Here is a 23,721-nt window from a genome sequence, read left to right on the forward strand (position 1 = left end):
CGCGACCTGCTCGCACAGGCCCGGCACGGGCTCGACGAAGCGGCCGCACTGCAGCAGGCCAACGAGCGGTACGCCACCGCACACCTCGCCGCACTGCGCACGGCCGCCGCCGTCCTCGCCGTACGCGGCACCGCCGACCCGGCCCCCGCCCGCCGCCGGGGCGGCGCCCCGCGCAGGCCGCGCCGCCCCGCCATCCGCAGCGCCTGGGAGGTGCTGCCCGAAGTCGCACCCGAACTGGCCGAGTGGGCGGCGCTCTTCGCCTCCGGCGCCGAGCGGCGGGCGCGGGCCGAGGCGGGGATAGCCGGAGCCGCCGACCCGCGCGACGCCGACGACCTGATCCACTACGCCGGGATGTTCCTCCGGCTCGTCGAGCGGATGCTCCTCACCCAGCCGGCGCTGCCGCAGCCCCGCACGGCCGAGGGGGACGAGTATCCCGCCCGCTCCCGGGACCGGCGGGCGGGGTGAGGAGCCGTGGCGGCCAGGGCCCCGCCGGGCGGATCAGCGGGCGGCGGAGGCAATAGGGTGGGATCCGCCCGTCCCTGAGCCGAGGAGCAACCGCATGTCCCGCCCCAGCGCAACCCTCCGGACCGCCGTGGTCTGGGACGTCCTCAGGGGAGCCCTCGACCAGCGCGCCGAACTGGCGGACCACACCGAACTGGAGGTCCTCGACACCGGCGGCGGTACCGGCAACTTCGCGGTGCCCGTCGCCCGGCTCGGGCACCACGTCACCGTCGTCGACCCCAGCCCCGACGCGCTCTTCGCGCTGGAGCGGCGTGCCGCCGAAGCCGGGGTCGCCGACCGGGTGCGCGGCGTCCAGGGCGATGTGCGCGGACTCTTCGAGGTCGCCGAGCGGGGCGCGTACGACGTGGTGTTCTGTCACGGCGTCCTGGAGTACGTCGACGACCCGGCCGAAGGCCTCGGCAACGCCGTCGCCGCACTGCGCGAGGAGGGCGGCACACTGAGCGTGCTGGCCTCCGGACTGGGCGGAGCCGTCCTGGCGCGGGCGCTGGCCGGGCACTTCACCGAGGCCCGGCACGCCCTCACCTCGCCCGACGGACGGTGGGGCGAGAGCGACCCCATGCCCCGCCGCTTCACCCCCGAGCAGCTGACGGCGCTGGTGACCAGCACCGGGCTCGAGGTGATCTCCGTGCACGGCGTGCGGGTCTTCGCCGATCTGGTGCCCGGCGCGCTGGTGGACACCGAACCGGACGCGCTGGCGGCGCTGGGCCGGCTGGAGGCGGCCGCCGCCGAGCTGCCGGACTTCCAGTCCGTGGCGAGCCGGCTCCATGTGCTCGCCGGGATTCCGCCCCGCGGGCTGCGACCCGCCGACCGCTGATGCCGCACCCGCCGTCCGGCGGGGGTCTGCTCGCACGACCGCCCGATCAACCGCTGCGCGCCGTATGATCGAAGCACACCGTCCGGCATGGCGGAAAGGTGGTGCGGGAATGAACGGAGCACACCGTGGGCACCCCGTCCGTCATATCGGGTGTGGTGGGAGGAATTGGCGTAGAGGGGCGGGTTTCACGGGGGCGATTCCCTGCCTATCCTGAAAGAGTCGCATCCGGTCGCCCCCGCGACCGACGAGTAGGAGGACTCCGTGCCGCTCTCTGAGCACGAGCAGCGGATGCTCGAGCAGATGGAGCGAGCGCTGTACGCCGAAGATCCCAAGTTCGCAACAGCGCTCGAGGGAAGTGAGCTGCGTCGGTACACCCGAAAGCGGGTCTACCAAGCGGTGGCGGGCTTTCTGGTGGGTATCGCGCTCCTCATGGCCGGAATGGTCGCTCAGCAGATCTGGATCAGCGTCGTCGGCTTCCTGGTCATGCTGGGCTGTGCGGTCCTCGCCGTGACCGGGTGGCGGAAGGCGCCCAAGCAGGGTGAGGAGCAGGCCGCGGGCCAGGGCGGGTCCGCGCAGGGCTCGGGTCCGGCGCGTCGCCAGCAGCCACGGAACCGCAGGTCGGTGATGTCCCGTATCGAGGAGCGGTGGCAGCGCCGCCGCGACGAGGGCCACCACTGACGGGAGGGTCACCCCCCCCGTTCCGCATACTTTCGCTCTTCCTCGCAAGGTCACGCGGCGGCGTGACGCGGCCCGGACCGGACATCCGGCCGGTCGTGCCAGCGGTGCCCCCGCCGCGTGGCGACGGCCCCTCCGGCGACGAGCGGCGCAGTCCTCCGAACGCGGATCCTCCGGCGGTGCGGGAACCCTCACGGGGCTCCCGCACCGCCGCACGTGTTCCCGCGGGACGCCGTCCCGCCCACCGCGTCCGGGCGCACCGCCATGCGGCCCGGTCACCCGACCGGAGCGGGCCCGGGAGCCGGTGGCCGCGCTGCCCCGCGCCGGCTACTCGGCCGTGCGGGGGCCGCGCACCGCGCGGATCCAGCGGTCCCGCAGCGTCCGCCCGCGGTGGCCGGCGGCCCGCAGCAGCCGCCCGGTGGACGGGGGCAGCAGCAGGGCCCGGACCCGCAGGGTGCGGGGCGCGGCGGCCCGCAGCCCGGCCCGGACCTGCTGCACGTCGCGGGCGATCCCGGGGGCCGGCCGCGGCTCGGGCGCGTACAGCACCTGTTCGACCGCGAGTGCGATCCGCTGCACCGCCTCGGCCTCGGGGGGCTGGAGTTCCCCCACCCGGGCCAGCCGTTCGGCGGCCGTGCGCGGGGTCGCCGAGTCCTCCGGCACGATCCCGTAGTCCCAGCCGGTGTCCAGGAGTTCCTGCCAGGCGGCGAGCACTCCTTCGGCGGCCTCCGGCCCGGTGCCCCCGGGCCGGGTCCGGAGCCGCCGGGAGCGTCTCCTCCTCCGCAGCAGCATCGGCAGCAGCAACAGCGCCAGCAGGAGCAGCGCCGCACCGCCGATTCCGACGAGGGCGGCCGTGGACGGCTCCTCCGCGGAGCCGCCGGAGCCGGGCAGCGGAGCCGCCAGCCCGCACTCGGGGTCGGAGCGCTTCTGCTGGGCGGTGCACTCCTGGGACGGCGACGGGGCGACCGTGGGCTCGTCGTTCCCGTTGCGGTCGGGCAGCACCTCGCCGGAATCCCGGTCGGGATCCGGTGCGTCCGGCCGGGCGTAGGGCGGGGTGGTGCCGCGGGTGGGGGTGGGCTCGAAGCGGGTCCAGCCCACACCTTCGAAGTACAGCTCCGGCCAGGCGTGCGCGTCCTGGAAGCCGACCTCCATCGCGCCGTTGCCGCGCGCCGTGCCGGGAGTGAATCCGACCGCGACCCGGGCCGGGACGCCCAGGGTGCGGGCCATCGAGGCCATGGCGAAGGAGAAGTGGACGCAGAAGCCCTCCTTCTGCCGCAGGAAGTCGGAGATGGCGTTGACGCCGGTGCCCGCCTCCACCTCGGTGTCGTAGACGAAGCCGCCCTCGTCCGCGAACCAGTCCTGGAGCCGGACCGCGCGCTCGTAGTCGTTCGCCGCACCGCGGGTGACCTGGCGCGCGGTCCTGGAGACGACGTCCGGCAGCGTGCCGGGAATGGCGGTGTACTCGCGCTCCAGCGCGGGCGGTGGGTCGGGCGCGTTGCGCAGCTGCTCGGCGGTGGGCCGCACCTGGAGGCTCTCGACCGTGTAGCGCAGCCCGCGGGTGGTCTGCTTGTCGTAGCCGACCAGGGTGCGGCCCTCGGGCTCGAAGCGCCACTTGCCCTCCAGGCGTACCCGGTCGGCGGGGAAGGGCATGGGCAGCCAGTCCTGCGCATAGGCGTCGCTGGCCTGGATGGTGGTGCGCACCGTGCTGGTCCGCACCTCGGGTCCCAGCCCGCGCGGGGCGGGCAGCTGGTCCGGGATCTCGCCGATCCGTCGCTCGGAGGGCTTCCACTGGGCGCCGTCGAACCTGTCCAGCGCGACGATGCGCAGATAGAGCCCGTTGTCGCCGCTGTCGCCGCTGTCGCCCCCGTCTGTCCGGTAGACCAGCGCGGTGCGGTCCTGCGGCTGGTCGAGGCTGTTCTTGAGCGCGACCACCGGGTTCACCGCCGAGACGGTGCCGCCGCCCTGGCCGCGCACCCCTCCGGCACCGGTCCCCATCTCGTCGAGCAGGCCGCCGCTGAGCGAGGGCAGCGCGGTGGGCACCAGCAGCGAGACGCCCAGGGCCAGCACCCCGATCCGGCGTCCGGTGCGGACGGGTGCCGCGGCGGGGCCCCCGACGCTGCCCGGCTGGTGCGGCGCCGCACCGGGCCGGCTGCGGTCGGCGAAGACCCGGCCCCACTGGGAGAGCCGCTCCCGCCCCTCGGCCAGCAGGAGCAGCAGATAGCCGCCCGCGGCGCACAGGAACCACAGCCAGCGTGCGCCGCCCACGGAGAGCCCGGCGGCCACCGAGTACAGCGCGAGCAGCGGCAGCCCGGCCGGTGCGGCACTCCGGTAGGTGACGGCGACCGTGTCCACCAGCAGGCCGATCAGCAGCACTCCGCCGATCAGCATCAGCCGTATGCCGTCGGTGAGCGGCGCGGGTATCGCATACCGGCTCACGTCCTGGACGCCCTGCTCGAACAGGGCGGCGAAGTGGGTGAAGACGCCGGGTACCGGCAGGAAGCCGGCCGGTGCGGCGGAGCGTGCGAAGACGACGGTGAGCAGCAGCAGCGAGGTGAGCGCCTGCGCCAGTACGGTCAGCGGGCGGGCCAGCGGTATCCGCCGCGCGGCCGCGCCCACTCCGGCCTGCACGCCGATCAGCACCGCCGCCTGGATCAGCCAGGCCGCCCGTTCGACCAGCGGCAGCAGTGCGCAGGCCGCGGCCAGCGTCGCCAGCGCGGCGCAGAAGGCGAGCCGCCCCCGTCCGCTCATCGTTCCGCTCCCTTCGCGCTCGCGTGCTCGGCTTCCTGCCACAGCGCGGCCAGCGGCGTTCCGGGCCCGCCGGTCAGCGCCGTCCACCCCGCTTCGTGCAGGACGCGCAGTGCGGCCTGGGTGCCGGGCGGTTCGGCGGTGTCCGCCGCCGGCTGCCCGGTGCCGTCCTGCGGGCGCCCGGCGGGGGTGGCCACGAAGGCCACGGCGCGGTCCGAGCGCTGCCGCAGGCGGCCGACGGTGAGTGCCTGCTCCTCGTCCAGCGCTCCCAGGAACGCGATCAGCAGTCCGGGCTGCCCCGCGTCCCCGCCGCGCAGCGCGTCGTAGGCTCCGGCCAGCCCCTGCTCGTTCGAGTGTTCGACGAGGGCGAGGGTGTCGAGCAGCAGCCCGGCCGTGTCCGGGTTCTCGGCGAGGAAGCCGCCGTTCTCCGGGCCGGGGGCGGCGGCTCCGGTGTCGGTCAGCAGCCGGACCGAGCAGCCGCGCTCCAGCAGGTGCACGCACACCGAAGCGGCGCCCGCGACCGCCCACTCGAACGGGGAGTCGGGCCCCGAGCCGGGGTAGCCGGCCCGGCGGGTGTCCAGCAGGACGGTGCAGCGGGCCTGCTGCGGCTGCTCCTCGCGGCGCACCATCAGTTCGCCGTAGCGGGCTGTCGAACGCCAGTGCACCCGGCGCAGGTCGTCGCCGTGCCGGTAGCCGCGCGGGATCACGTCGTCGTCCCCGGCCAGGGCGAGCGCGCGCTGCCGGCCCTCCCCGTAACCGCCGGTCCGCCCGGCCGACCGGCCCGGCGGCAGCGCCTCGACGGGCGGTACCACGGTGAGGGTGTCCCAGGTGCTGAACGAGCGCGTCAGCTCGCACATCCCGAACGGGTCCGTCAGCCGCAGTTGGAGCGGGCCCAGCGGATAGCGCCCCCGCAGGTCGGAGCGGACCCGGTAGGAGACTTCGCGGCGACCGCCCGGCTCCACCCGGTCCAGGACGAACCGGGGCCGCGGCCCCAGCACGTAGGGCACCCGGTCCTGCAGCATCAGCAGCCCGGTGGGCAGCCGCGAGATGTTGTCCACCCGCAGGTGCACCCGGGCCTCCGAGCGCGCCGGCACCCGCGAGGGCGACAGCCTGCGGTAGCCCGCGACGCGGTGGCGGGTGCGGTGCAGCACCAGCACGCACACCAGGGGCAGCACCCCCAGCAGCACCCCCACCCGCAGCAGTTCGTCCTGACCCAGCAGATACGCGCACAGCACCGCCGCCAGCCCGGCCGCCAGGAAGGAGCGGCCGCGGGTGGTCAGACCGCCGAACGCGCGGCGCAGCGAGCCGCTCCGCTCCTCCGGGCCGGACCCGTCACCGGGCGCCGCCGCGCCGGGGGCCGGGCCGGAGGCGGACGGGGCGCCCGGGGCCGCTCCGTGGGCCATCAGTGGCCCCGGGGCTGCCCGGTCTGCGGCCGGTTCAGGGGAGCCTGCTGCCCGGAAGCCGGCGGCGGCCCGTAGGGCGGCGGCCCGGGCGGTGCCGTTCTGGGTGCGGCGGGGCCGGGGCCGACGGCGGGCACCGGCACCTGCTGCACGATCTCGGCCACCACCTGTTCGGCGGTACGGCGGTTGAGCTGGGCCTGCGCGGTGGGCAGCAGCCGGTGCGCCAGGACGGGGACCGCCAGCGACTGCACGTCGTCGGGGAGCGCGAACTCGCGCCCGCCGAGCGCGGCCGACGCCTTGGCGGCCCGCAGCAGGTGCAGCGTCGCGCGGGGCGAGGCGCCCAGCCGCAGCTCGGAGTGGGAGCGGGTGGCGGCCACCAGCTCGACCGCGTACCGCCGCACCGCGTCCGAGACGTGCACGCCGCGCACCATCCCGATCAGCTTGGCCATGTCGTGCGCGTGTGCCACCGGCTGGAGGTCGTCCAGCGGGGAGGCGCCGCCGTGCACGTCGAGCATCTCCAGCTCGGCCGCGGGGCTCGGGTAGCCGATGGAGACCCGCACCATGAACCGGTCGCGCTGCGCCTCGGGCAGCGGATAGGTGCCCTCCATCTCCACCGGGTTCTGGGTGGCGACGACCATGAACGGGTCGGGCAGCTCGTAGGTCTGCCCGTCGATGGTGACCTGGCGCTCCTCCATCGACTCCAGCAGCGCCGACTGGGTCTTGGGGGAGGCGCGGTTGATCTCGTCGCCGATCACGATCTGCGCGAAGATCGCTCCGGGCTTGAACTCGAAGTCCTTGCGCTGCTGGTCGTAGACGCTGACGCCGGTGATGTCGGAGGGCAGCAGGTCGGGGGTGAACTGGATCCGCCGCACCGAGCAGTCGATCGTCCTGGCCAGCGCCTTGGCGAGCATCGTCTTGCCGACACCCGGCACGTCCTCGATCAGCAGGTGCCCCTCGGCCAGCAGCACCGTGAGCGAGAGCCGGACGACGTCGGGCTTCCCCTCGATCACCGATTCGACACTGCGGCGCACCTCGCCCGCCGTGGCGCTCAGTTCGCTCAGGTCCGCCCGCTCGTCATAGGTCGTCACCGGCCCTCCTCGGCCCCATCCCCGTTGTCCGTGCGCCCGCCGCGTGCGTTCCACCGGGCCCTGCAGTGTGCGTCGTTGCGTATTCTTCACGGCGACGGGCCCTCCCGTCACTCTCCCGGGTGGCTCCGGGCCGCGGTCCTGCCGGGTCAGGCCGGGTCGATCTCGCGCAGCAGGCCCGTCGTGACGTCGAAGACGAAGCCGCGGACGTCGTCCCGGTGCAGCAGGAAGGGCGAGGTCCGTACCCGTTCGACGGACTGGCGCACGTCCTGGTCCAGATCCTTGAAGGACTCGACTGCCCAGGACGGCCGCTGGCCCACTTCCAGTTCCAGTTCGTGGCGGAAATCCTCGGTGAGGTTGAGCAGTCCGCAGTTGGTGTGGTGGATGAGGACCACGGAACGGGTGCCCAGGGCGCGCTGGCTGATGGTGAGGGAGCGGATGACGTCGTCGGTGACCACGCCGCCCGCGTTCCGGATGGTGTGGCAGTCGCCCAGCTTCAGTCCCAGTGCCCGGTGCAGGTCCAGGCGGGCGTCCATGCAGGCGACGACGGCGACCGAGCGGACCGGGCGGGCGTCCATGCCCGGGTCGGTGAAGCCGTCCGCGTACTGCTGGTTCGCGGTGACGAGGTCGTCGGTCACGGACGGTGCAGACTGGGGGTCAGGTGTGGGTATCGACATGTGTACGACGTTAGACGTTCCCCGGGCGGACGGCCTGCCCGGAGAGTGGTGAAATCGGACGGCGCGCGTGGTTGTGAGGTAACCCACACGGCCTATTGTCCTCTCCTCCGTCCGGGTGCGCACCGCCGTCCCGTGCCCGGGTGCCGCCGACCGCGCGTGCGGGTGTCACTCGTTGTCGGGACGCGCCTGGTCCCGTAGTTGACCGAGGGGACGAGTGGACTAAAGTGACGCGAAGTGGGAGGCGAACACTCTCCCCAAGGACCCCCGAATCCCCTCGCGTGCGCGGGCGCGCACGTGCGGCTCGGCCTCCTCCCGCTCCCGGCCTCCGGCGCCCGTTCGGCGCGGGCGGCCGCTCCCCTTCGAGCGGGCGGGGACCAAGGAGCATGTGCACGGTGCCCGCCAGATCTGAGAGGGCACAGTGACCACCAACGAGCGGCCCATCGGCGAACGCCACAATCCGGTGATGCTCCGGCGCACCCTGGACCTGCTCGCCCCCGCGCTGGCGGAGCCCGGCGCGACCGTCGTCGACTGCACCCTGGGCCTGGGCGGCCACAGCGAGGCGCTGCTGTCCACCTTCCCGGCGGCGCGCCTCATCGGCCTGGACCGGGACCCGGCGGCACTCGAACTCGCGGGCGAACGACTGGCCCCCTACGCCGACCGGGCCACGCTGGTGCACGCCGTCTACGACGAGCTGCCGCAGGTGCTCTCCCGGCTGGAGGTGCCGCGCGTCCAGGGGGTCCTCTTCGATCTGGGGGTCTCCTCGCTCCAGCTGGACGAGGCCGACCGGGGCTTCGCCTACTCCCAGGACGCGCCGCTGGACATGCGCATGGACCAGACGAGCGGGCCCGGCGCGGCCGAGGTGCTCAACACCTACCCGCCGGGCGACCTGGTGCGCATCCTGCGCTCCTACGGCGAGGAGAAGCAGGCCCGCCGGATCGTCGAGGCCGTCGTGCGGGAGCGCGAGAAGGAGCCGTTCACCCGCAGCGGCCGGCTGGTCGAGGTGATCCGGGAGGCGCTGCCGCAGGCCGCCAAGCGCACCGGCGGCAATCCGGCCAAGCGCACCTTCCAGGCGCTGCGCATCGAGGTCAACGGGGAGCTGGCGGTGCTGGAGCGGGCCCTGCCCGCCGCGCTGGAGGCGCTGGCGGTCGGCGGCCGGATGGTCGTCCTGGCCTACCACTCGCTGGAGGACCGGCTTGCCAAGCAGCTGTTCGCCACCGGCTCCCGCAACACGGCGCCGCCCGGACTGCCCGTCGTGCCCGAGCAGTACCAGCCCCGGCTGCGGCTGCTGACCCGCGGCGCCGAGCTGCCCACCGACGAGGAGATCGCCGAGAACCGGCGGGCGGCGCCGGCGCGGCTGCGCGCCGCCCAGCGGATCAGGGAGGCGACATGACGGGCCGCCGCATCCGGGAGGGGACATGACAGCGCAGCAGCGCCTCGCGCGGCTGGCCCGGCTGGTCCCCGTCGGGGGCTCGCCGGCCGCCCGGGCTCCGTTCGTCCTGCTGATCGTCCTGCTGCTGGGCAGCGGTCTGCTGGCCCTGCTGCTGCTGAACGCCTCCCTGAACAAGGGCTCCTTCCAGCTCAGCAGGCTGGAGAAGCAGACGGAGGAGCTGACCGACCAGCAGCAGGCCCTCCAGCAGGAGGTGGACGGCTACTCCGCGCCGGACCGGCTGGAGGAGCGGGCCCGGGAGCAGGGCCTGGTCCCCGGCGACACCCCCGTCTTCCTGGACCCCGACGGCTCCGTGCGCGGCGATCCCCGCCCGGCACGCGGCGAGCAGGAGGACCCGTGAGCGAGCGTCCCCGCCGGCCGGACCGCGGCGCCCGCCGGAGCCCCCGGCCGGCGTCCGGGCAGGACCGGGCCGCCGACCGGGACCGCACCCCGGACCGGGACCGGGCCGCGAAGCCGCGCCGGGTCCCCGGACCGGGCCGGCCGGCCCCGGCCGCGGCGTCCCGCGGCGCACGGCCCCCCGCGGCGCGCCGGGGCGGCGGCAGCCGTCCCCCGCGGGGCGGCGGGGCGCGGCTGCGGCTGGTGAACCCGCGGCCCCGGCTGCGGCTGGTCGCCGTGGGGCTGACGCTGGTCATGCTGGTCTTCACGGTGCGGCTGCTGCAGGTCCAGGCCGTGGACGCGAGCGCGTTCGCGGACAAGGCCGCCGTCAACCGCTACATCACCGTCCCCCTCGCCGCCGAGCGGGGCACCATCAGCGCCCGGGACGGCTCCGCGCTGGCGAGCACGGTGGACGCCCACGACATCACCGCCGACCCGTATCTGTTCGGCCCGGAGCAGACGAAGATCGACGATGCCCCCGAGCGGGCCGCCGAACTGCTGGCGCCGCTGCTCGACAAGAAGCCCGCCGAACTGGCCGGGAAGCTCTCGCGCAAGGGCACCCGCTATGTGCTGCTCGCCCGGCAGCAGACCCCGCAGACCTGGCGCAAGATCAAGAAGCTCAAGGCGCGGCTCGCCGACGAGGCCGCGGCGGCGCCCGGGGGCGGGAAGCCCGACGTGCTGGCCGGGATCTACCAGGAGAAGCACGCCAAACGGGTCTACCCGAACAAGGAGCTGGCCGCCACCGTGCTCGGCTTCGTCAACTCCGCCGGCAAGGGCGGCGCCGGTCTGGAGGCGAAGCTGAACAGCACGCTGGCGGGGAAGGACGGCAAGGTCACCTACGCCCAGTCCGGCGGCCGCCAGGTCCCCACCGCGGGCGTCCGCGAGCAGGCGGCCGAGCCGGGCTCCGACGTGGAGCTCACCCTGGACCGCGACATCCAGTGGTCCGCGCAGCAGGCCATCTCCGACCAGGTGGCCGAGTCACATGCCGACAGCGGCTACGTGGTCGTGCAGGACACCAGGACCGGCCAGTTGCTCGGCATGGCCAGCGCGCCGGGCTTCGACCCGAACGACATCCGCGGCGCGAAGGTCGACTCCTTCGGCAGCCCCGCGGTCCAGGACGCCTACGAGCCCGGTTCCACCAGCAAGGTGATGTCGATGGCCGCCGTCCTGGAGGAGGGCAAGGCCACTCCCCGGACGGCGGTCACGGTGCCCAACCGGCTCAAGCGTGCCGACCGTTCCTTCGCCGACGACATCGACCACTCCACCTGGCACCTGACCCTCAACGGTGTCCTGGCCAAATCCAGCAACATCGGCACCATCCTCGCCACCGAGCAGCTCGGCAGCACGCAGCAGCAGACCAACAAGGTCCTCTACCGCTATCTGCGCAAGTTCGGCATCGGCCGGCCCACCGGGCTCGACTTCCCCGGTGAGACGAACGGCCTGCTGGCCGAGCCCGGCAAGTGGAGCGCCTCCCAGCAGTACACGATCCCCTTCGGCCAGGGCCTGTCCCTGAACGCCGTGCAGGCCGCCTCCATCTACTCCACCATCGCCAACGGCGGGGAGCGGATCGCCCCCACGCTCGTCCGCGGCACCACCGGCCCGGACGGCCGCTTCCGGCCCGCCGACGCACCGGACAAGCGCCGGGTGGTCAGCGAGAAGACGGCCAGGACTCTCTCTCGGATGCTGGAATCCGTCGTCTCCGACATGGAGGGCACCGGAACCACCGCCAAGATCCCCGGCTACCGCGTCGCGGGGAAGACCGGTACGGCCAACCGGGTGGATCCCGAGACCGGCCGCTACCACGGCTACACCTCCTCCTTCGCCGGGTTCGCGCCCGCCGACAAGCCCCGGATCACCGTCTACTGCGCCGTCCAGAACCCCAAGAAGGGCAGCTACTTCGGCAGCGACGTGTGCGGTCCCGTCTACAAGAAGGTCATGAAGTTCTCCCTCAAGACCCTGCAGATCCCCCCGACGGGGGCCAAGCCCGCGAAGCTGCCCGTGCTCGCGGGGAAGAGCCGGGACGACTGAGTCATGCGCCACGTGAGAACGATCACTGAGAGCGAGTACAACCCCCCGGGGCCCGCACCGCCGCGCCCCTCGCTTCGCGGCGCGGGCGCCCCGCCCGGTACGCTCACCGCCGTGCCACAAGCTGATCAGACCTCCCCCGAGTCCTTCCCCGGGCCGCCCCGCCCCGCACGGGTCGCACCCGTTCCGCTCGCGGAGCTGGCCCGGCTGCTGGACGCCGACGCGTCCGCGCCCGGTTCCGGCGATGCGCCGCAAGGGGGCGGAGCGGCGGACGCCGGCGTGTCCGTCACCGGCATCACCCACGACTCGCGCGCCGTGCGTCCCGGCGACATCTACGCCGCGCTGCCCGGCGCCCGGCTGCACGGCGCCGACTTCGTCGAGCAGGCCCAGAGCCTGGGCGCCGCCGCGGTGCTGACCGACCCCGGGGGCACGGCGCGGGCCGAGGCCACCGGGCTGCCGGTGCTGACGGTGCCCGACCCGCGCGGCCGGATGGGGGAGCTGGCCGCCACCATCTACGGCACCCCCGGCGACGATCTGCTCCAGATCGGCATCACCGGCACCTCCGGCAAGACGACGACCGCCTACCTGGTGGACGGCGGGCTGCGCAAGGCCGCCGAGAAGGGCGAGCCGCGCACCGCGGGCACCGTGGACGGCGGAGGGCTGACCGGGCTGATCGGCACCGTCGAGTCGCGGATCGGCGACGAGCGGATCAAGTCGGAGCGCACCACGCCCGAAGCCACCGACCTGCAGGCGCTGTTCGGCGTGATGCGCGAGCGCGGGGTGGGCTCGGTGACGATGGAGGTCTCCAGCCACGCGCTGGTCCTCGGCCGGGTCGACGGCTGCGTCTTCGACGTCGCGGTGTTCAACAACCTCAGCCCCGAACACCTCGACTTCCACCCGGACATGGAGGACTACTTCCAGGCCAAGCGGCAGCTCTTCACCCCGGAGCGCTCGCGGGCCGCGGTGGTCAACTTCGACGACGAGTACGGCTTCCGGCTGCTGACCGAACTGCGCGGCGAGGGCCGCCCGGTCACCACCTTCTCCGCCGAGGGCCACCCGGACGCGGACTGGCGGGCCCGGGACGTGGAGGTCGGCCCGCTCGGCTCGACGTTCACCGCGGTGGGACCCGACGGCCGGGAAGTGCTGGCCGCCGCGCCGCTCGCGGGGCCCTTCAACGTGGCCAACGCGCTGGCCGCGCTCACCGCGCTGGTCGTCGCCGGGATCGATCCGAGCACGGCCGCCGAGGGCATCGGCACCGTCCCGGGGGTTCCCGGCCGGCTGCAGCGGGTGGACGCCGGGCAGGACTACCTGGCCATCGTCGACTACGCCCACAAGACGGACGCCGTGGAGTCGGTGCTCTACGCCGTCCGGAAGGTGACCGAGGGCGCCGTGCACGCCGTCCTGGGCTGCGGCGGCGACCGTGACCCGCACAAGCGGCCCGGCATGGGCGCGGCGCTCGCCCGGCTGTCCGACACCGCGGTGCTCACCTCCGACAACCCGCGCTCGGAGGATCCGCTCGCCATCCTGGCCACCATGCTCCGCGGCGCCTCCGAGGTGCCGGCCTACGAGCGCGGCACCGTGCTCCTGGAGGAGGACCGCGCCGCTGCGATCCGGGCCGCCGTCGGTCGCGCCGCGCCCGGCGACACCGTCCTCGTCCTGGGCAAGGGCCACGAGCAGGGCCAGGACATCGCCGGAGTGGTGCGCCCCTTCGACGACGTCCAGGTGCTGCACGACGCCGTCCGCGCCCGGGCCGCCGAGCAGGCCGCGGCCGCTCCGGCGGCACCGCCGTCCCCGTCCCCCGTGTCCGCCTCCGACCCCCTGTCTTCTTCGTCCCCTTCCGTCGAGCACCACCGGACAGACAACCAGAAGCGATGATCCCCCTCTCCCTCGCAGAGATCGCCGCCCTCACCGGCGGACGGCAGCACGACATAACGGACCCGGACGCGCGGATCACCGGGCCGGTGGTGATCGACTCCCGGGAAGCGGTCCCCGGCACGCTCTTCGCGGCGTTCGCCGGTGAGCGTGCCGACGGCCATGACTTCGCCGCCGGCGCCGTGGCCTCCGGTGCCGTCGCCGTGCTCGCCACCCGACCGGTCGGTGTCCCGGCGGTCGTCGTCGACGACGTCACCCGCGCCCTGGGTGCGCTGGCCCGGCATGCCGTGCGGACGCTCGGCACCCAGGTCGTCGCGCTGACCGGGTCCAGCGGCAAGACCAGCACCAAGGATCTGCTCGCCCAGTTGCTGGGGCGGCTGGGGCCCACGGTGTGGCCGGAAGGCTCCCAGAACAACGAGATCGGTCTGCCGCTGACGGCCCTGCGCGCCGACGAGACCACCCGGCACCTGGTGCTGGAGATGGGCGCCCGCGGCATCGGCCACATCCGCTATCTCACCGAGCTGACACCGCCGCGGATCGGGGTGGTGCTCAATGTCGGCACGGCCCACATCGGCGAGTTCGGCGGGCGGGAGCAGATCGCCCAGGCCAAGGGCGAACTGGTGGAGAACCTGCCCTCGGCCGAGGAGGGGGGAGTGGCGGTGCTCAACGCCGACGACCCCTTCGTCCGTGCCATGGCCGCCAGGACGAGCGCCCGGGTCGTGCTCTTCGGTGAGGCTCCGGAAGCGGACGTACGGGCCGAAAACGTGCGGTTGTCGGAACGCGGCACACCAGCTTTCACCCTTCACACACCTACCGGGTGCGGCGATGTGACCATGCGCCTGTACGGTGAGCACCACGTGTCGAACGCGCTCGCCGCGGCGGCCGTCGCCCACCAACTGGGCATGCTCGCTGGGGACATCGCCGATGCGCTCTCCTCCGCGGACACGCTCTCCCGTTGGCGGATGGAGGTCACCGAGCGCGCCGACGGCGTCACGGTCGTCAACGACGCCTACAACGCCAATCCCGACTCCATGCGGGCAGCGCTCCGCGCGCTCTCCGCCATGGGGGAGGCGGCGAAGGCCCGGGGGGGCCGGACCTGGGCGGTGCTGGGCGAGATGGCCGAGCTCGGCGACGACGCGCTCGCCGAGCACGACGCGATCGGACGGCTCGCCGTCCGGCTCAACGTCAGCAAACTCGTGGCAGTCGGCGGCCGGGAGGCCGCCTGGCTCGACATGGGTGCCAAGAACGAGGGTTCGTGGGGTGAGGAGTCGGTGCATGTGTCCGGCACTGAGGCGGCCGTCGGCCTGCTGCGCGGGGAACTGCGCGCGGGAGATGTCGTACTGGTGAAGGCCTCCCGGTCGGTGGGGCTGGAGAAGGTGGCCGCGGCTCTCCTCGCGGACGGGTCCAGGGAGGGTGAGGGCGCCGCCCGATGACGATGAAGCAGATCCTCTTCTCCGGGGTCATCGGCCTCTTCCTGTCCCTGATCGGGACCCCGCTGCTGATCAAGCTGCTCGCCAGACGGGGCTACGGCCAGTTCATCCGCGACGACGGCCCGCGCAACCACCACAGCAAGCGCGGCACCCCCACGATGGGCGGTATCGCCTTCATCCTGGCGACGGTGCTCGCCTACGTGCTGACCAAGCTCATCACGGGGGAGCAGCCCAGCTTCTCCGGTGTGCTGGTGCTCTTCCTGTTCGCCGGGATGGGCCTGGTCGGCTTCCTCGACGACTACATCAAGATCGTCAAGCAGCGGAGCCTCGGGCTGCGCGCGAAGGCGAAGATGGCCGGCCAGCTCATCGTCGGTATCGCCTTCGCCCTCCTCGCACTCAGTTTCGAGGACGCCCGGCAGCTCACCCCGGCCTCCACCAAGCTCTCCTTCACCCAGGACTTCGGCTGGGCACTGCCACCGGTGCTGTTCGTGGTCTGGGCGCTGTTCATGATCCTGGCCATGTCCAACGGCGTGAACCTCACCGACGGTCTCGACGGCCTGGCGACCGGCGCCTCGGTGATGGTCTTCGGCGCCTATGTGTTCATCTGCGTCTGGGAGTACCAGGAGTCCTGCGCGCACATCGCCACGGCCGGACCCGGCTGCTACGAGGTACGCGATCCACTCGACCTGGCCGTGGTCGCGGCCGCGCTGATGGGCGCCTGCTTCGGCTTCCTGTGGTGGAACACCTCCCCGGCGAAGATCTTCATGGGCGACACCGGCTCGCTGGCCCTGGGCGGCGCGCTGGCCGGGCTCGCCATCTGCTCCCGCACCGAGCTGCTGCTGGCGATCCTCGGCGGCCTGTTCGTGCTGATCACCATGTCCGTGGTGATCCAGGTCGGATCCTTCCGGCTCACCGGGAAGCGGGTCTTCAAGATGGCCCCGCTCCAGCACCACTTCGAACTCAAGGGGTGGTCCGAGGTCCTTGTGGTGGTGCGGTTCTGGATCATCCAGGGCATGTGCGCCATCGTCGGTGTCGGCATCTTCTACGCGGGCTGGGCGGCGAGCAAGTGAGCGAGGACCGGACGAACCTGGCGGAGCTGGGCGCCGAGCTGTCCGGAAAGCACGTCACCGTCGCCGGACTGGGCGTCAGCGGCATGCCCGCCGCCAAGGTGCTGCACCGGCTCGGGGCCCGGGTCACCGCCGTCAACGGCGGCGACGGCGAGGGCCCGCGCCGGCAGGCCGCCGAACTGGAGGCGCTCGGGATCACCGTGCGGCTCGGCGACGACCGCACCCTCCCCGAGGGCACCGAGCTGGTCGTCACCACCCCCGGCTTCAAGCCCACCAGCCCGCTCTTCGCGGCGGCGGCCGGGGCCGGGGTACCGGTGTGGGGCGACGTGGAGCTGGCCTGGCGGCTGCGCGGCCCCGGCAGCCCGCCGTGGCTCGCGGTCACCGGCACCAACGGCAAGACGACCACGGTCCGGATGCTGGCCTGCATTCTGCGCGCGGCCGGGCTGCGCACGGCCGCGGTCGGCAACATCGGCGTCTCGCTCGTCGACGTCGTCCTGGGGCAGGAGCCCTACGGCGACCTGGACGTGCTCGCCGTCGAACTGTCCAGCTACCAGCTCCACTGGGCGCCCAGCCTGCGTGCGCACTCCGCCGCCGTGCTCAACCTCGCCCCCGACCACCTCGACTGGCACGGCTCCATGGAGGCGTACGCCGCCGCCAAGGGCCGCATCTACGAGGGCAACCAGGTCGCCTGCGTCTACAACGCCGACGAGCCCGCCGGCCCGGACGCCGCGGCGCCCCGCACCGAGGACCTGGTGCGGGCCGCCGACGTGGTCGAGGGGGCGCGTGCCGTCGGCTTCACGCTCGGCACCCCGGCGCCCTCCCAACTCGGCGTGGTCGAGGGCGTCCTGGTGGACCGCGCTTTCGTCGCCGACCGCCGGGAGCAGGCGCAGGAACTGGCCGAGGTGGGCGACCTGAGCCCGGCGCCGGACGCCACCCCCGCCGTCCCCCCGGCGCCGCACAATGTCGCCAACGCGCTCGCCGCCGCGGCGCTGGCCCGCGCCTTCGGGGTGCCGGCGGCCGCGGTACGGGACGGACTGCGCGCCTTCACCCCGGACGCGCACCGCATCACCCGGATCGCCGAGGTGGACGGCGCCGCCTACGTCGACGACTCCAAGGCCACCAACACGCACGCCGCGGCGGCTTCGCTGGCCGCCTACCCCTCGGTGGTGTGGATCGCGGGCGGACTGGCCAAGGGGGCGACGTTCGGCGAACTGGTCGCCGGGGCCGCGCCCCGGCTGCGCGGTGTGGTGCTGCTGGGTGCCGACCGGGAGCTGATCCGGGAAGCGCTGCTGCGACACGCCCCCGATGTGCCGGTGGCCGACGTCGCCCGCACCGACACTGGGGCGATGGCGGAGGCCGTGCGCCGGGCCGCGGCCCTGGCGCGACCCGGCGATACCGTACTCCTGGCACCCGCGTGCGCCTCCATGGACATGTTCGTCAACTACAACGCACGCGGCGACGCGTTCGCCGATGCGGTCGAAGCTCTCGCCGCCGCGGGCCCGGGCGAGCAGTGACCCCGCTCCCCGCCGGCCGAGGACGGGGGTGAGACGGAGGGGATACGGATGACGGCGCGATCCGCGAAACCACCCACGCCCCGGCGTGCGCGCAGTCAGCCCGCGCCCGTGCGCCCGTCGCGGCACCCGCGCGCACCGCAGGGCACCTCGGCGCCGCAGCGGGCCTTCGCGCGGGCCAAGCGCGCCTGGGACCGTCCGCTGACCGCCTACTATCTGATCCTCGGCGGCAGCGTGCTCCTCCTTGTGCTGGGTCTGGTGATGGTCTTCTCCGCCTCGCAGATCCAGGCCCTCCAGTCCGGACTGCCCTCCACCTACTACTTCCGCAAGCAGGTGGTGGCCGCCGCGATCGGCGCGGTGCTGCTGCTGGCCGCCTGCCGGATGCCGGTGCGCATGCACCGGGCGCTGGCCTATCCGCTGCTGGCCGGTTCCGTCTTCCTGATGTGCCTGGTGCAGGTCCCGGGGATAGGGCAGGAGGTGAACGGGAATCAGAACTGGATCCACCTGGGCGGCCCGTTCCAGCTCCAGCCCAGCGAGTTCGCCAAACTGGCCCTGGTCCTGTGGGGCGCCGACCTGCTCGCGCGCAAGGGCGAGAAGAAGATGCTCACCCAGTGGAAGCATCTGCTGGTGCCGCTGGTCCCGGTCGCCTTCCTGCTGCTCGCGCTCATCATGCTCGGCGGCGACATGGGTACCGCGCTCATCCTCGCCGCCGTGCTGTTCGGGCTGCTGTGGCTGGCCGGCGCACCCACCCGGCTGTTCACCGGAGTGCTCGCGGTGGCGCTCACCGCCGCCGTGCTCCTGGTCACCTCCAACGCGAACCGGATGTCCCGGCTCGCCTGCATCGGCGCCACCGATCCCGGCCCCGACGACCGGTGCTGGCAGGCCGTGCACGGCATCTACGCACTGGCGTCCGGCGGCTGGTTCGGTTCCGGACTCGGCGCGAGTGTGGAAAAATGGGGTCAACTGCCCGAACCCCATACCGACTTCATCTTCGCCGTGACCGGGGAGGAACTCGGACTGGCGGGGACGCTGTCGGTGCTCGCCCTCTTCGCGGCTCTAGGCTATGCGGGTATCCGCGTGGCCGGACGCACGGAGGAACCCTTCGTCAGGTATGCCGCGGGAGGCGTGACGACGTGGATCATCGCCCAGGCGGTGATCAACGTGGGCGCGGTGCTCGGTCTGCTGCCGATCGCCGGTGTCCCCCTCCCGTTGTTCTCCTACGGTGGGTCCGCTCTGCTGCCGGCGATGTTCGCGGTCGGACTGCTGATCGCCTTCGCGCGCAGCGATCCGGCGGCGCGCGCTGCCCTGGCCGTGCGGCAGCCCCTCCTGTGGCAGCGCACGTCCCGGGGAGGGCTGGCAGGGGCGCTGCGATCGGGGAGCGCTCCCGGCCGGAAGAGAGAGAAGACGATGAGACGGCGCGCCGGAAGGCCGCCGTCCGGAGAGCGGTGAAACAGCGTGCACGTCGTACTCGCCGGTGGGGGGACCGCCGGCCATATCGAGCCCGCGCTCGCCCTCGCGGACGCCCTGCGCAGGCAGGACCCGACCGTGGGGATCACGGCGCTCGGTACCGAGCGCGGCCTGGAGACGCGGCTGGTGCCGGAGCGCGGCTACCAACTCGAACTGATCCCGGCCGTCCCGCTGCCGCGCAAACCCACGCCCGAACTGATCACGGTTCCCGGCCGGCTGCGCGGCACCATCAAGGCCACCGAGCAGATCCTGGAGCGCACGAAGGCCGACTGCGTCGTCGGCTTCGGCGGCTATGTGGCACTGCCCGGCTATCTGGCCGCCAAGCGCGCCAGGGTGCCCATCGTGGTGCACGAGGCCAACGCCCGGCCGGGACTCGCCAACAAGATCGGCTCGCGCTACGCGCACGGGGTCGCGGTCTCCACACCGGACAGCAAGCTGCGGGACGCCCGCTACGTCGGGATCCCGCTGCGCCGCTCCGTCGCGACCCTCAACCGCGCCGCCGTGCGGCCCGAGGCCCGTGCCGCCTTCGGGCTGGCCCCCAACCTGCCGACGCTGCTGGTCTCCGGCGGCTCGCAGGGCGCGCGCCGGCTCAACGAGGTCGTCCAGCAGGTCGTTCCGCATCTGCAGCGCGCGGGTATCCAGATCCTGCACGCGGTCGGGCCCAAGAACGAGATCCCCCACGTGGACCACATGCCCGGAATGCCGCCCTATGTGCCGGTACCGTATGTGGACCGGATGGACCTCGCGTACGCCGCGGCCGACATGATGCTCTGCCGCGCGGGCGCGATGACCGTGGCGGAACTGTCGGCCGTCGGGCTGCCCGCCGCCTACGTCCCGCTGCCGATCGGCAACGGCGAACAGCGGCTCAACGCACAGCCGGTCGTCAAGGCGGGCGGCGGACTCCTGGTCGACGACGCGGAACTGACGCCGGAGTGGATCCAGGGCAACGTGCTCCCGGTCCTCGCCGACCCGCAGCAGCTCACCGCGATGTCCCGCGCGGCAGCCGAATTCGGCCGTCCGGACGCCGATGAACTGCTTGTCGGCATGGTGTACGAGGCGATCGCCGCCAACCGCCGGGACTGACCCGGCGCGGCGCGGAACCGGCGCCTCGCCGAGCACGCAGAGAGCAGGGTGGTCCTCGTGGTGAAAGCAGCCCGAGCTGCCGGGGCCGGCAAGGCAACCGGAGCGGCCGGAAGACCGGGCGGCGGCCGGACGTCCGGCGGCGCCGACGCCGCGCCGCCGCGCCGCCGGACCGCCTACCGGAGCCGCACCGTCGACGCCGCGGCCGGCGCCGATCCGGACTCCGGTTCCGGCGGCGGCCCCGAGGAAGGGGCGCGCCCCGGCCGGTTCGGGCCGCGCCTGCGCCGGCGGCGCGCCCTCGCCCTGCTGCTGCTCCTCGCCGTACCGCTGGGCGGTTTCGGCACCTGGGTGCTCTACGGCTCGCCGTGGCTGCGGCTGCGGAACGTCTCGGTGACCGGCACCCGGGTGCTGAGCGAGGCCGACGTCAGCCGCGCCGCCGCGGCTCCGGAAGGCGCGCCGCTCATCACCGTCGACCAGGCGGCGCTCCAGGACCGGGTGCGCCGGAAGCTCCCGAGAGTCCGCGAAGTGGTGGCCGAGCGTTCCTGGCCGCACGGTCTGACGCTCACCGTCACCGAGCGGCGCCCGGCGCTGGTGATGGAGAAAGCGGGCGACTATGTGGAAGTCGATTCCGAAGGCGTGCGATTCGCCACAGCAGGCAAGCCGCCGAAAGGCGTTCCGCTTCTGGTCCTCGCACCGCGGCGGGCGGCGGACGAGCGGTACTTCTCGTCCGGGCGGCTGCGCCGGGAAGCGGCCCGGGCCACCGCCGCACTTCCGGAATCCGTCCGCCGCGCCACCCGTACCGTCCGGGTCCGCTCCTTCGACGACATCACCCTGGAACTGACGGGGGAGCGCACAGTCCGGTGGGGAAGTGCCGAACGCGGCCGGGCGAAGGCCGCGGCGCTGACGGCGCTGATGAAAGCGGCCGAGGACGCCACCCACTTCGATGTCACGGCCCCCAGTGCCCCGGCCGCGTCGGACAGTTAGCCGCACTCCGCGCAAACCGCCGTACCCCCAGCCGGGTTCGGCGAACGGCTGGAGTCCGCCGTTCCCTGGCCGTGTCAGTTGACCCGGGCTGCCCCGCATGATCAGGCTGATGTTCTCGCCGGGAGCGGTCCGTCCCCATGGGCGGTTCTCGCTGCCGGCGGGCACCTCGGACGGCCGCTGCCCGGCCCGCCCGCGCAGGTACCTCGTTCCGCCGGGGCCAAACCCCCGGTCTCCGGCCGCGATCGGCACCGGGAGCGGGGTGTCCCGTGCCCCCGGACGGGCCGTGGTCGCGGATCGGTGCGGGCGCCGGGGCCACCGTCGGTCGGGACCGTGTCAGTTGACGCGTATCGCCGCTGGTGAGCACCCTGGATGGCTACTGCTCGGTCTGATCACATAGGGTGAAAAGAAAAACGGGAGGTTCGGCGTGTTCGTTGAACACCCAGCACTTGTCGACTTAGTGTCCGTTGCGAAGAGTCCGAGTAAGACAGGCACTGGTAACCCTAAACTTCGCACTTAGGGTTCGGGTCGGCGTTCGAACCGCCCCACAGGGATACGTAACTCGAGGCGAGAGGCCTTCGACGTGGCAGCACCGCAGAACTACCTCGCAGTCATCAAGGTCGTCGGTATCGGCGGCGGTGGCGTGAACGCCATCAACCGGATGATCGAGGTCGGTCTCAAGGGCGTCGAGTTCATCGCGATCAACACTGACGCGCAAGCCCTGTTGATGAGCGACGCCGACGTCAAGCTCGATGTGGGCCGCGAGCTGACTCGCGGCCTCGGCGCCGGCGCCAACCCGGACGTCGGCCGCAAGGCGGCTGAGGACCACCGCGAGGAGATCGAGGAGGTCCTCAAGGGGGCCGACATGGTCTTCGTGACGGCCGGCGAGGGGGGTGGCACCGGCACCGGCGGCGCGCCCGTCGTGGCGAACATCGCCCGCTCGCTCGGCGCCCTCACCATCGGTGTCGTCACCCGGCCCTTCACCTTCGAGGGCCGCCGCCGGGCCAATCAGGCCGAGGACGGCATCGCGGGACTGCGCGACGAGGTCGACACGCTGATCGTCATTCCCAACGACCGGCTGCTGTCCATCTCGGACCGCCAGGTCAGCGTGCTGGACGCCTTCAAGTCGGCGGACCAGGTGCTGCTCTCGGGCGTGCAGGGCATCACCGACCTCATCACCACCCCCGGTCTGATCAACCTCGACTTCGCGGACGTCAAGTCGGTGATGTCCGAGGCGGGATCGGCCCTGATGGGGATCGGCTCGGCCCGCGGCGACGACCGCGCGGTCGCCGCCGCCGAGATGGCCATCTCCTCGCCGCTCCTGGAGGCGTCCATCGACGGGGCGCGCGGCGTCCTGCTCTCCATCTCCGGCGGTTCGGATCTCGGTCTGTTCGAGATCAACGAGGCCGCCCAGCTGGTGAGCGAGGCCGCCCACCCCGAGGCGAACATCATCTTCGGCGCCGTCATCGACGACGCGCTCGGCGACGAGGTGCGGGTCACCGTCATCGCGGCCGGGTTCGACGGAGGTCAGCCGCCCGCCAGGAAGGGCGAGAAGGCGCTCGGCCAGTCGTCCGCGGCGGCCTCCTCGGCCCCCGCCTACCAGGACGAGCCGGCCCCCGCCGCCGACCCGGAGCCCGAGCGCCCCTCGTTCGGCGGCCTGGGCGCCGTCGCCCCGCCGCGCGAGGAGGAGGCCCCGCCGCGCCCGGAGCCCGCTCCGGTGAGCGAGGTCCCGCCGCCGTCCGCGACCCCGCAGGTACCGCCGGCCCGCCCCTACCACGACAGTCAGGCCGAAGAGCTGGATGTGCCGGACTTCCTGAAGTGATAGCGGAACAAGAGACGGTCAGCGGCGCGCATTTCGCCTTCACCGACAGGTGGGCGGGGTGAGCGCCGCTCCGTATGAGGAGCTCAATCTCGGCGGCGCGGTCGGTGACGATCCCGAGGCGGTGCGCGCCAACAGGGAGCGGGTCGCGCAGGCGCTCGGGCTGTCCCCCGAGGCGGTGGTCTGGATGCACCAGGTGCACGGGCGCGACGTCGCTGTCGTCGATCGCCCCTTCGGAACCGAGGCGCCGCCCGTCGACGGCGTGGTGACGGCGCGTCGGGGGCTCGCGCTCGCCGTGCTCACCGCCGACTGCACTCCGGTGCTGCTGGCCGACCCCGTCGCCGGGGTCGTCGGCGCCGCGCACGCGGGGCGGCCGGGCGTGCAGGCCGGAGTGGTCGGCGCGACGGTCGAGGCGATGACCGGGCTCGGCGCCGTCCCGGAGCGCATCGTCGCGCGTACCGGGCCCGCGGTCTGCGGCGGCTGCTACGAGGTTCCCGAGCGGATGCGCGCCGACGTGGCGGCTGCCGTCCCCGAGGCGTACGCGACGACCCGGGCGGGGACCCCCGCCGTCGACATGGCCGCCGGGGTGCGGGCGCAGCTCACCCGTGCGGGGGTCGTCGACCGCGGTCACTCCTCCGTGTGCACTCTGGAGTCCGCTGATCATTTCTCCTACCGCCGGGACCGGACCACGGGAAGGCTTGCGGGGTATGTCTGGATCGAGGCGGACTGAGA

The 23,721-nt window shown here is 73.4% G+C and carries 18 protein-coding genes and 1 pseudogene; 15 read left to right on the plus strand and 4 right to left on the minus strand.

From position 1 onward, the window contains the following. The 3 genes from A949_RS32830 to A949_RS0107925 form a co-directional block, all read left to right on the plus strand. On the plus strand, positions 1–465 hold a 465-nt coding region (locus A949_RS32830), incomplete at its 5' end, for an SAV_6107 family HEPN domain-containing protein (protein ID WP_019355468.1). 94 nt (positions 466–559) lie between these two features. Continuing rightward, positions 560–1,336, plus strand: a complete 777-nt coding sequence (locus tag A949_RS32835) for a methyltransferase (protein WP_019355469.1) — start codon at positions 560–562, stop codon at positions 1,334–1,336. Between the two features lie 261 nt (positions 1,337–1,597). Further along, positions 1,598–2,014, plus strand: coding sequence for a DUF3040 domain-containing protein (locus tag A949_RS0107925; protein ID WP_019355470.1), 417 nt, complete (start codon positions 1,598–1,600; stop codon positions 2,012–2,014). Positions 2,015–2,338: 324 nt separating this feature from the next. On the opposite strand, the gene A949_RS0107930 is transcribed toward A949_RS0107925, so the two are convergent. The 4 genes from A949_RS0107930 to A949_RS0107945 all read right to left on the minus strand — a co-directional run bounded on the left by A949_RS0107930 (position 2,339) and on the right by A949_RS0107945 (position 7,915). Continuing rightward, positions 2,339–4,756, minus strand: coding sequence for a transglutaminase TgpA family protein (locus A949_RS0107930; RefSeq protein ID WP_019355471.1), 2,418 nt, complete (start codon positions 4,754–4,756; stop codon positions 2,339–2,341). After that, the gene (locus A949_RS0107935; RefSeq protein ID WP_019355472.1) at positions 4,753–6,156 is read right to left on the minus strand and encodes a DUF58 domain-containing protein; all 1,404 of its coding nucleotides are present in this window, start codon (positions 6,154–6,156) and stop codon (positions 4,753–4,755) included. The genes A949_RS0107930 and A949_RS0107935 overlap by 4 nt, the downstream gene beginning before the upstream one ends. After that, positions 6,156–7,241, minus strand: a complete 1,086-nt coding sequence (locus tag A949_RS0107940; protein ID WP_019355473.1) for an AAA family ATPase — start codon at positions 7,239–7,241, stop codon at positions 6,156–6,158. The genes A949_RS0107935 and A949_RS0107940 overlap by 1 nt, the downstream gene beginning before the upstream one ends. Positions 7,242–7,387: 146 nt before the next feature. Further along, positions 7,388–7,915, minus strand: a complete 528-nt coding sequence (locus A949_RS0107945; protein ID WP_026004437.1) for a beta-class carbonic anhydrase — start codon at positions 7,913–7,915, stop codon at positions 7,388–7,390. Between the two features lie 463 nt (positions 7,916–8,378). Here A949_RS0107945 and rsmH point away from each other — a divergent pair, with 463 nt between their 5' ends. The 12 genes and pseudogenes from rsmH to pgeF all read left to right on the plus strand — a co-directional run bounded on the left by rsmH (position 8,379) and on the right by pgeF (position 23,719). After that, the gene (gene rsmH / locus A949_RS0107950; RefSeq protein ID WP_078534204.1) at positions 8,379–9,305 is read left to right on the plus strand and encodes a 16S rRNA (cytosine(1402)-N(4))-methyltransferase RsmH; all 927 of its coding nucleotides are present in this window, start codon (positions 8,379–8,381) and stop codon (positions 9,303–9,305) included. Positions 9,306–9,330: 25 nt separating this feature from the next. Continuing rightward, on the plus strand, positions 9,331–9,702 hold the full coding sequence (locus tag A949_RS0107955) for a septum formation initiator family protein (RefSeq protein WP_019355476.1): 372 nt from the start codon (positions 9,331–9,333) through the stop codon (positions 9,700–9,702). Beyond that, positions 9,699–11,765 (plus strand): peptidoglycan D,D-transpeptidase FtsI family protein, encoded by a 2,067-nt coding sequence (locus A949_RS0107960; protein WP_019355477.1) that lies wholly within the window; start codon positions 9,699–9,701, stop codon positions 11,763–11,765. The genes A949_RS0107955 and A949_RS0107960 overlap by 4 nt, the downstream gene beginning before the upstream one ends. A 3-nt stretch (positions 11,766–11,768) precedes the next feature. Then, positions 11,769–13,637: a UDP-N-acetylmuramoyl-L-alanyl-D-glutamate--2,6-diaminopimelate ligase gene (locus tag A949_RS0107965; RefSeq protein WP_086022642.1), complete on the plus strand. Its 1,869-nt coding sequence runs from the start codon at positions 11,769–11,771 to the stop codon at positions 13,635–13,637. Then, positions 13,634–15,067, plus strand: a complete 1,434-nt coding sequence (locus tag A949_RS0107970; RefSeq protein ID WP_019355479.1) for a UDP-N-acetylmuramoyl-tripeptide--D-alanyl-D-alanine ligase — start codon at positions 13,634–13,636, stop codon at positions 15,065–15,067. The genes A949_RS0107965 and A949_RS0107970 overlap by 4 nt, the downstream gene beginning before the upstream one ends. Positions 15,068–15,069: 2 nt before the next feature. Then, positions 15,070–16,134, plus strand: a complete 1,065-nt coding sequence (gene mraY, locus A949_RS0107975) for a phospho-N-acetylmuramoyl-pentapeptide-transferase (protein ID WP_026004439.1) — start codon at positions 15,070–15,072, stop codon at positions 16,132–16,134. An 83-nt stretch (positions 16,135–16,217) separates the two neighbouring features. Continuing rightward, the gene (gene murD / locus A949_RS0107980; protein WP_051019420.1) at positions 16,218–17,645 is read left to right on the plus strand and encodes a UDP-N-acetylmuramoyl-L-alanine--D-glutamate ligase; all 1,428 of its coding nucleotides are present in this window, start codon (positions 16,218–16,220) and stop codon (positions 17,643–17,645) included. 48 nt (positions 17,646–17,693) lie between these two features. After that, positions 17,694–19,091 (plus strand): putative lipid II flippase FtsW, encoded by a 1,398-nt coding sequence (gene ftsW / locus A949_RS0107985; RefSeq protein WP_026004441.1) that lies wholly within the window; start codon positions 17,694–17,696, stop codon positions 19,089–19,091. Between the two features lie 6 nt (positions 19,092–19,097). After that, on the plus strand, positions 19,098–20,192 hold the full coding sequence (murG, locus tag A949_RS0107990) for an undecaprenyldiphospho-muramoylpentapeptide beta-N-acetylglucosaminyltransferase (protein ID WP_019355483.1): 1,095 nt from the start codon (positions 19,098–19,100) through the stop codon (positions 20,190–20,192). A 48-nt stretch (positions 20,193–20,240) separates the two neighbouring features. Beyond that, positions 20,241–21,173, plus strand: coding sequence for an FtsQ-type POTRA domain-containing protein (locus A949_RS0107995; RefSeq protein ID WP_019355484.1), 933 nt, complete (start codon positions 20,241–20,243; stop codon positions 21,171–21,173). A gap of 580 nt (positions 21,174–21,753) precedes the next feature. Then, positions 21,754–22,992 (plus strand): cell division protein FtsZ, encoded by a 1,239-nt coding sequence (gene ftsZ / locus A949_RS0108000; RefSeq protein WP_019355485.1) that lies wholly within the window; start codon positions 21,754–21,756, stop codon positions 22,990–22,992. Further along, a pseudogene (gene pgeF, locus A949_RS0108005) lies at positions 22,989–23,719 on the plus strand (peptidoglycan editing factor PgeF). The gene ftsZ and the pseudogene pgeF overlap by 4 nt, the downstream one beginning before the upstream one ends. Positions 23,720–23,721 lie beyond the last annotated feature (2 nt).

Origin of the sequence: Streptomyces sp. AA1529, from assembly GCF_000280905.1 — a bacterium.
GTDB lineage: Bacteria > Actinomycetota > Actinomycetes > Streptomycetales > Streptomycetaceae > Streptomyces.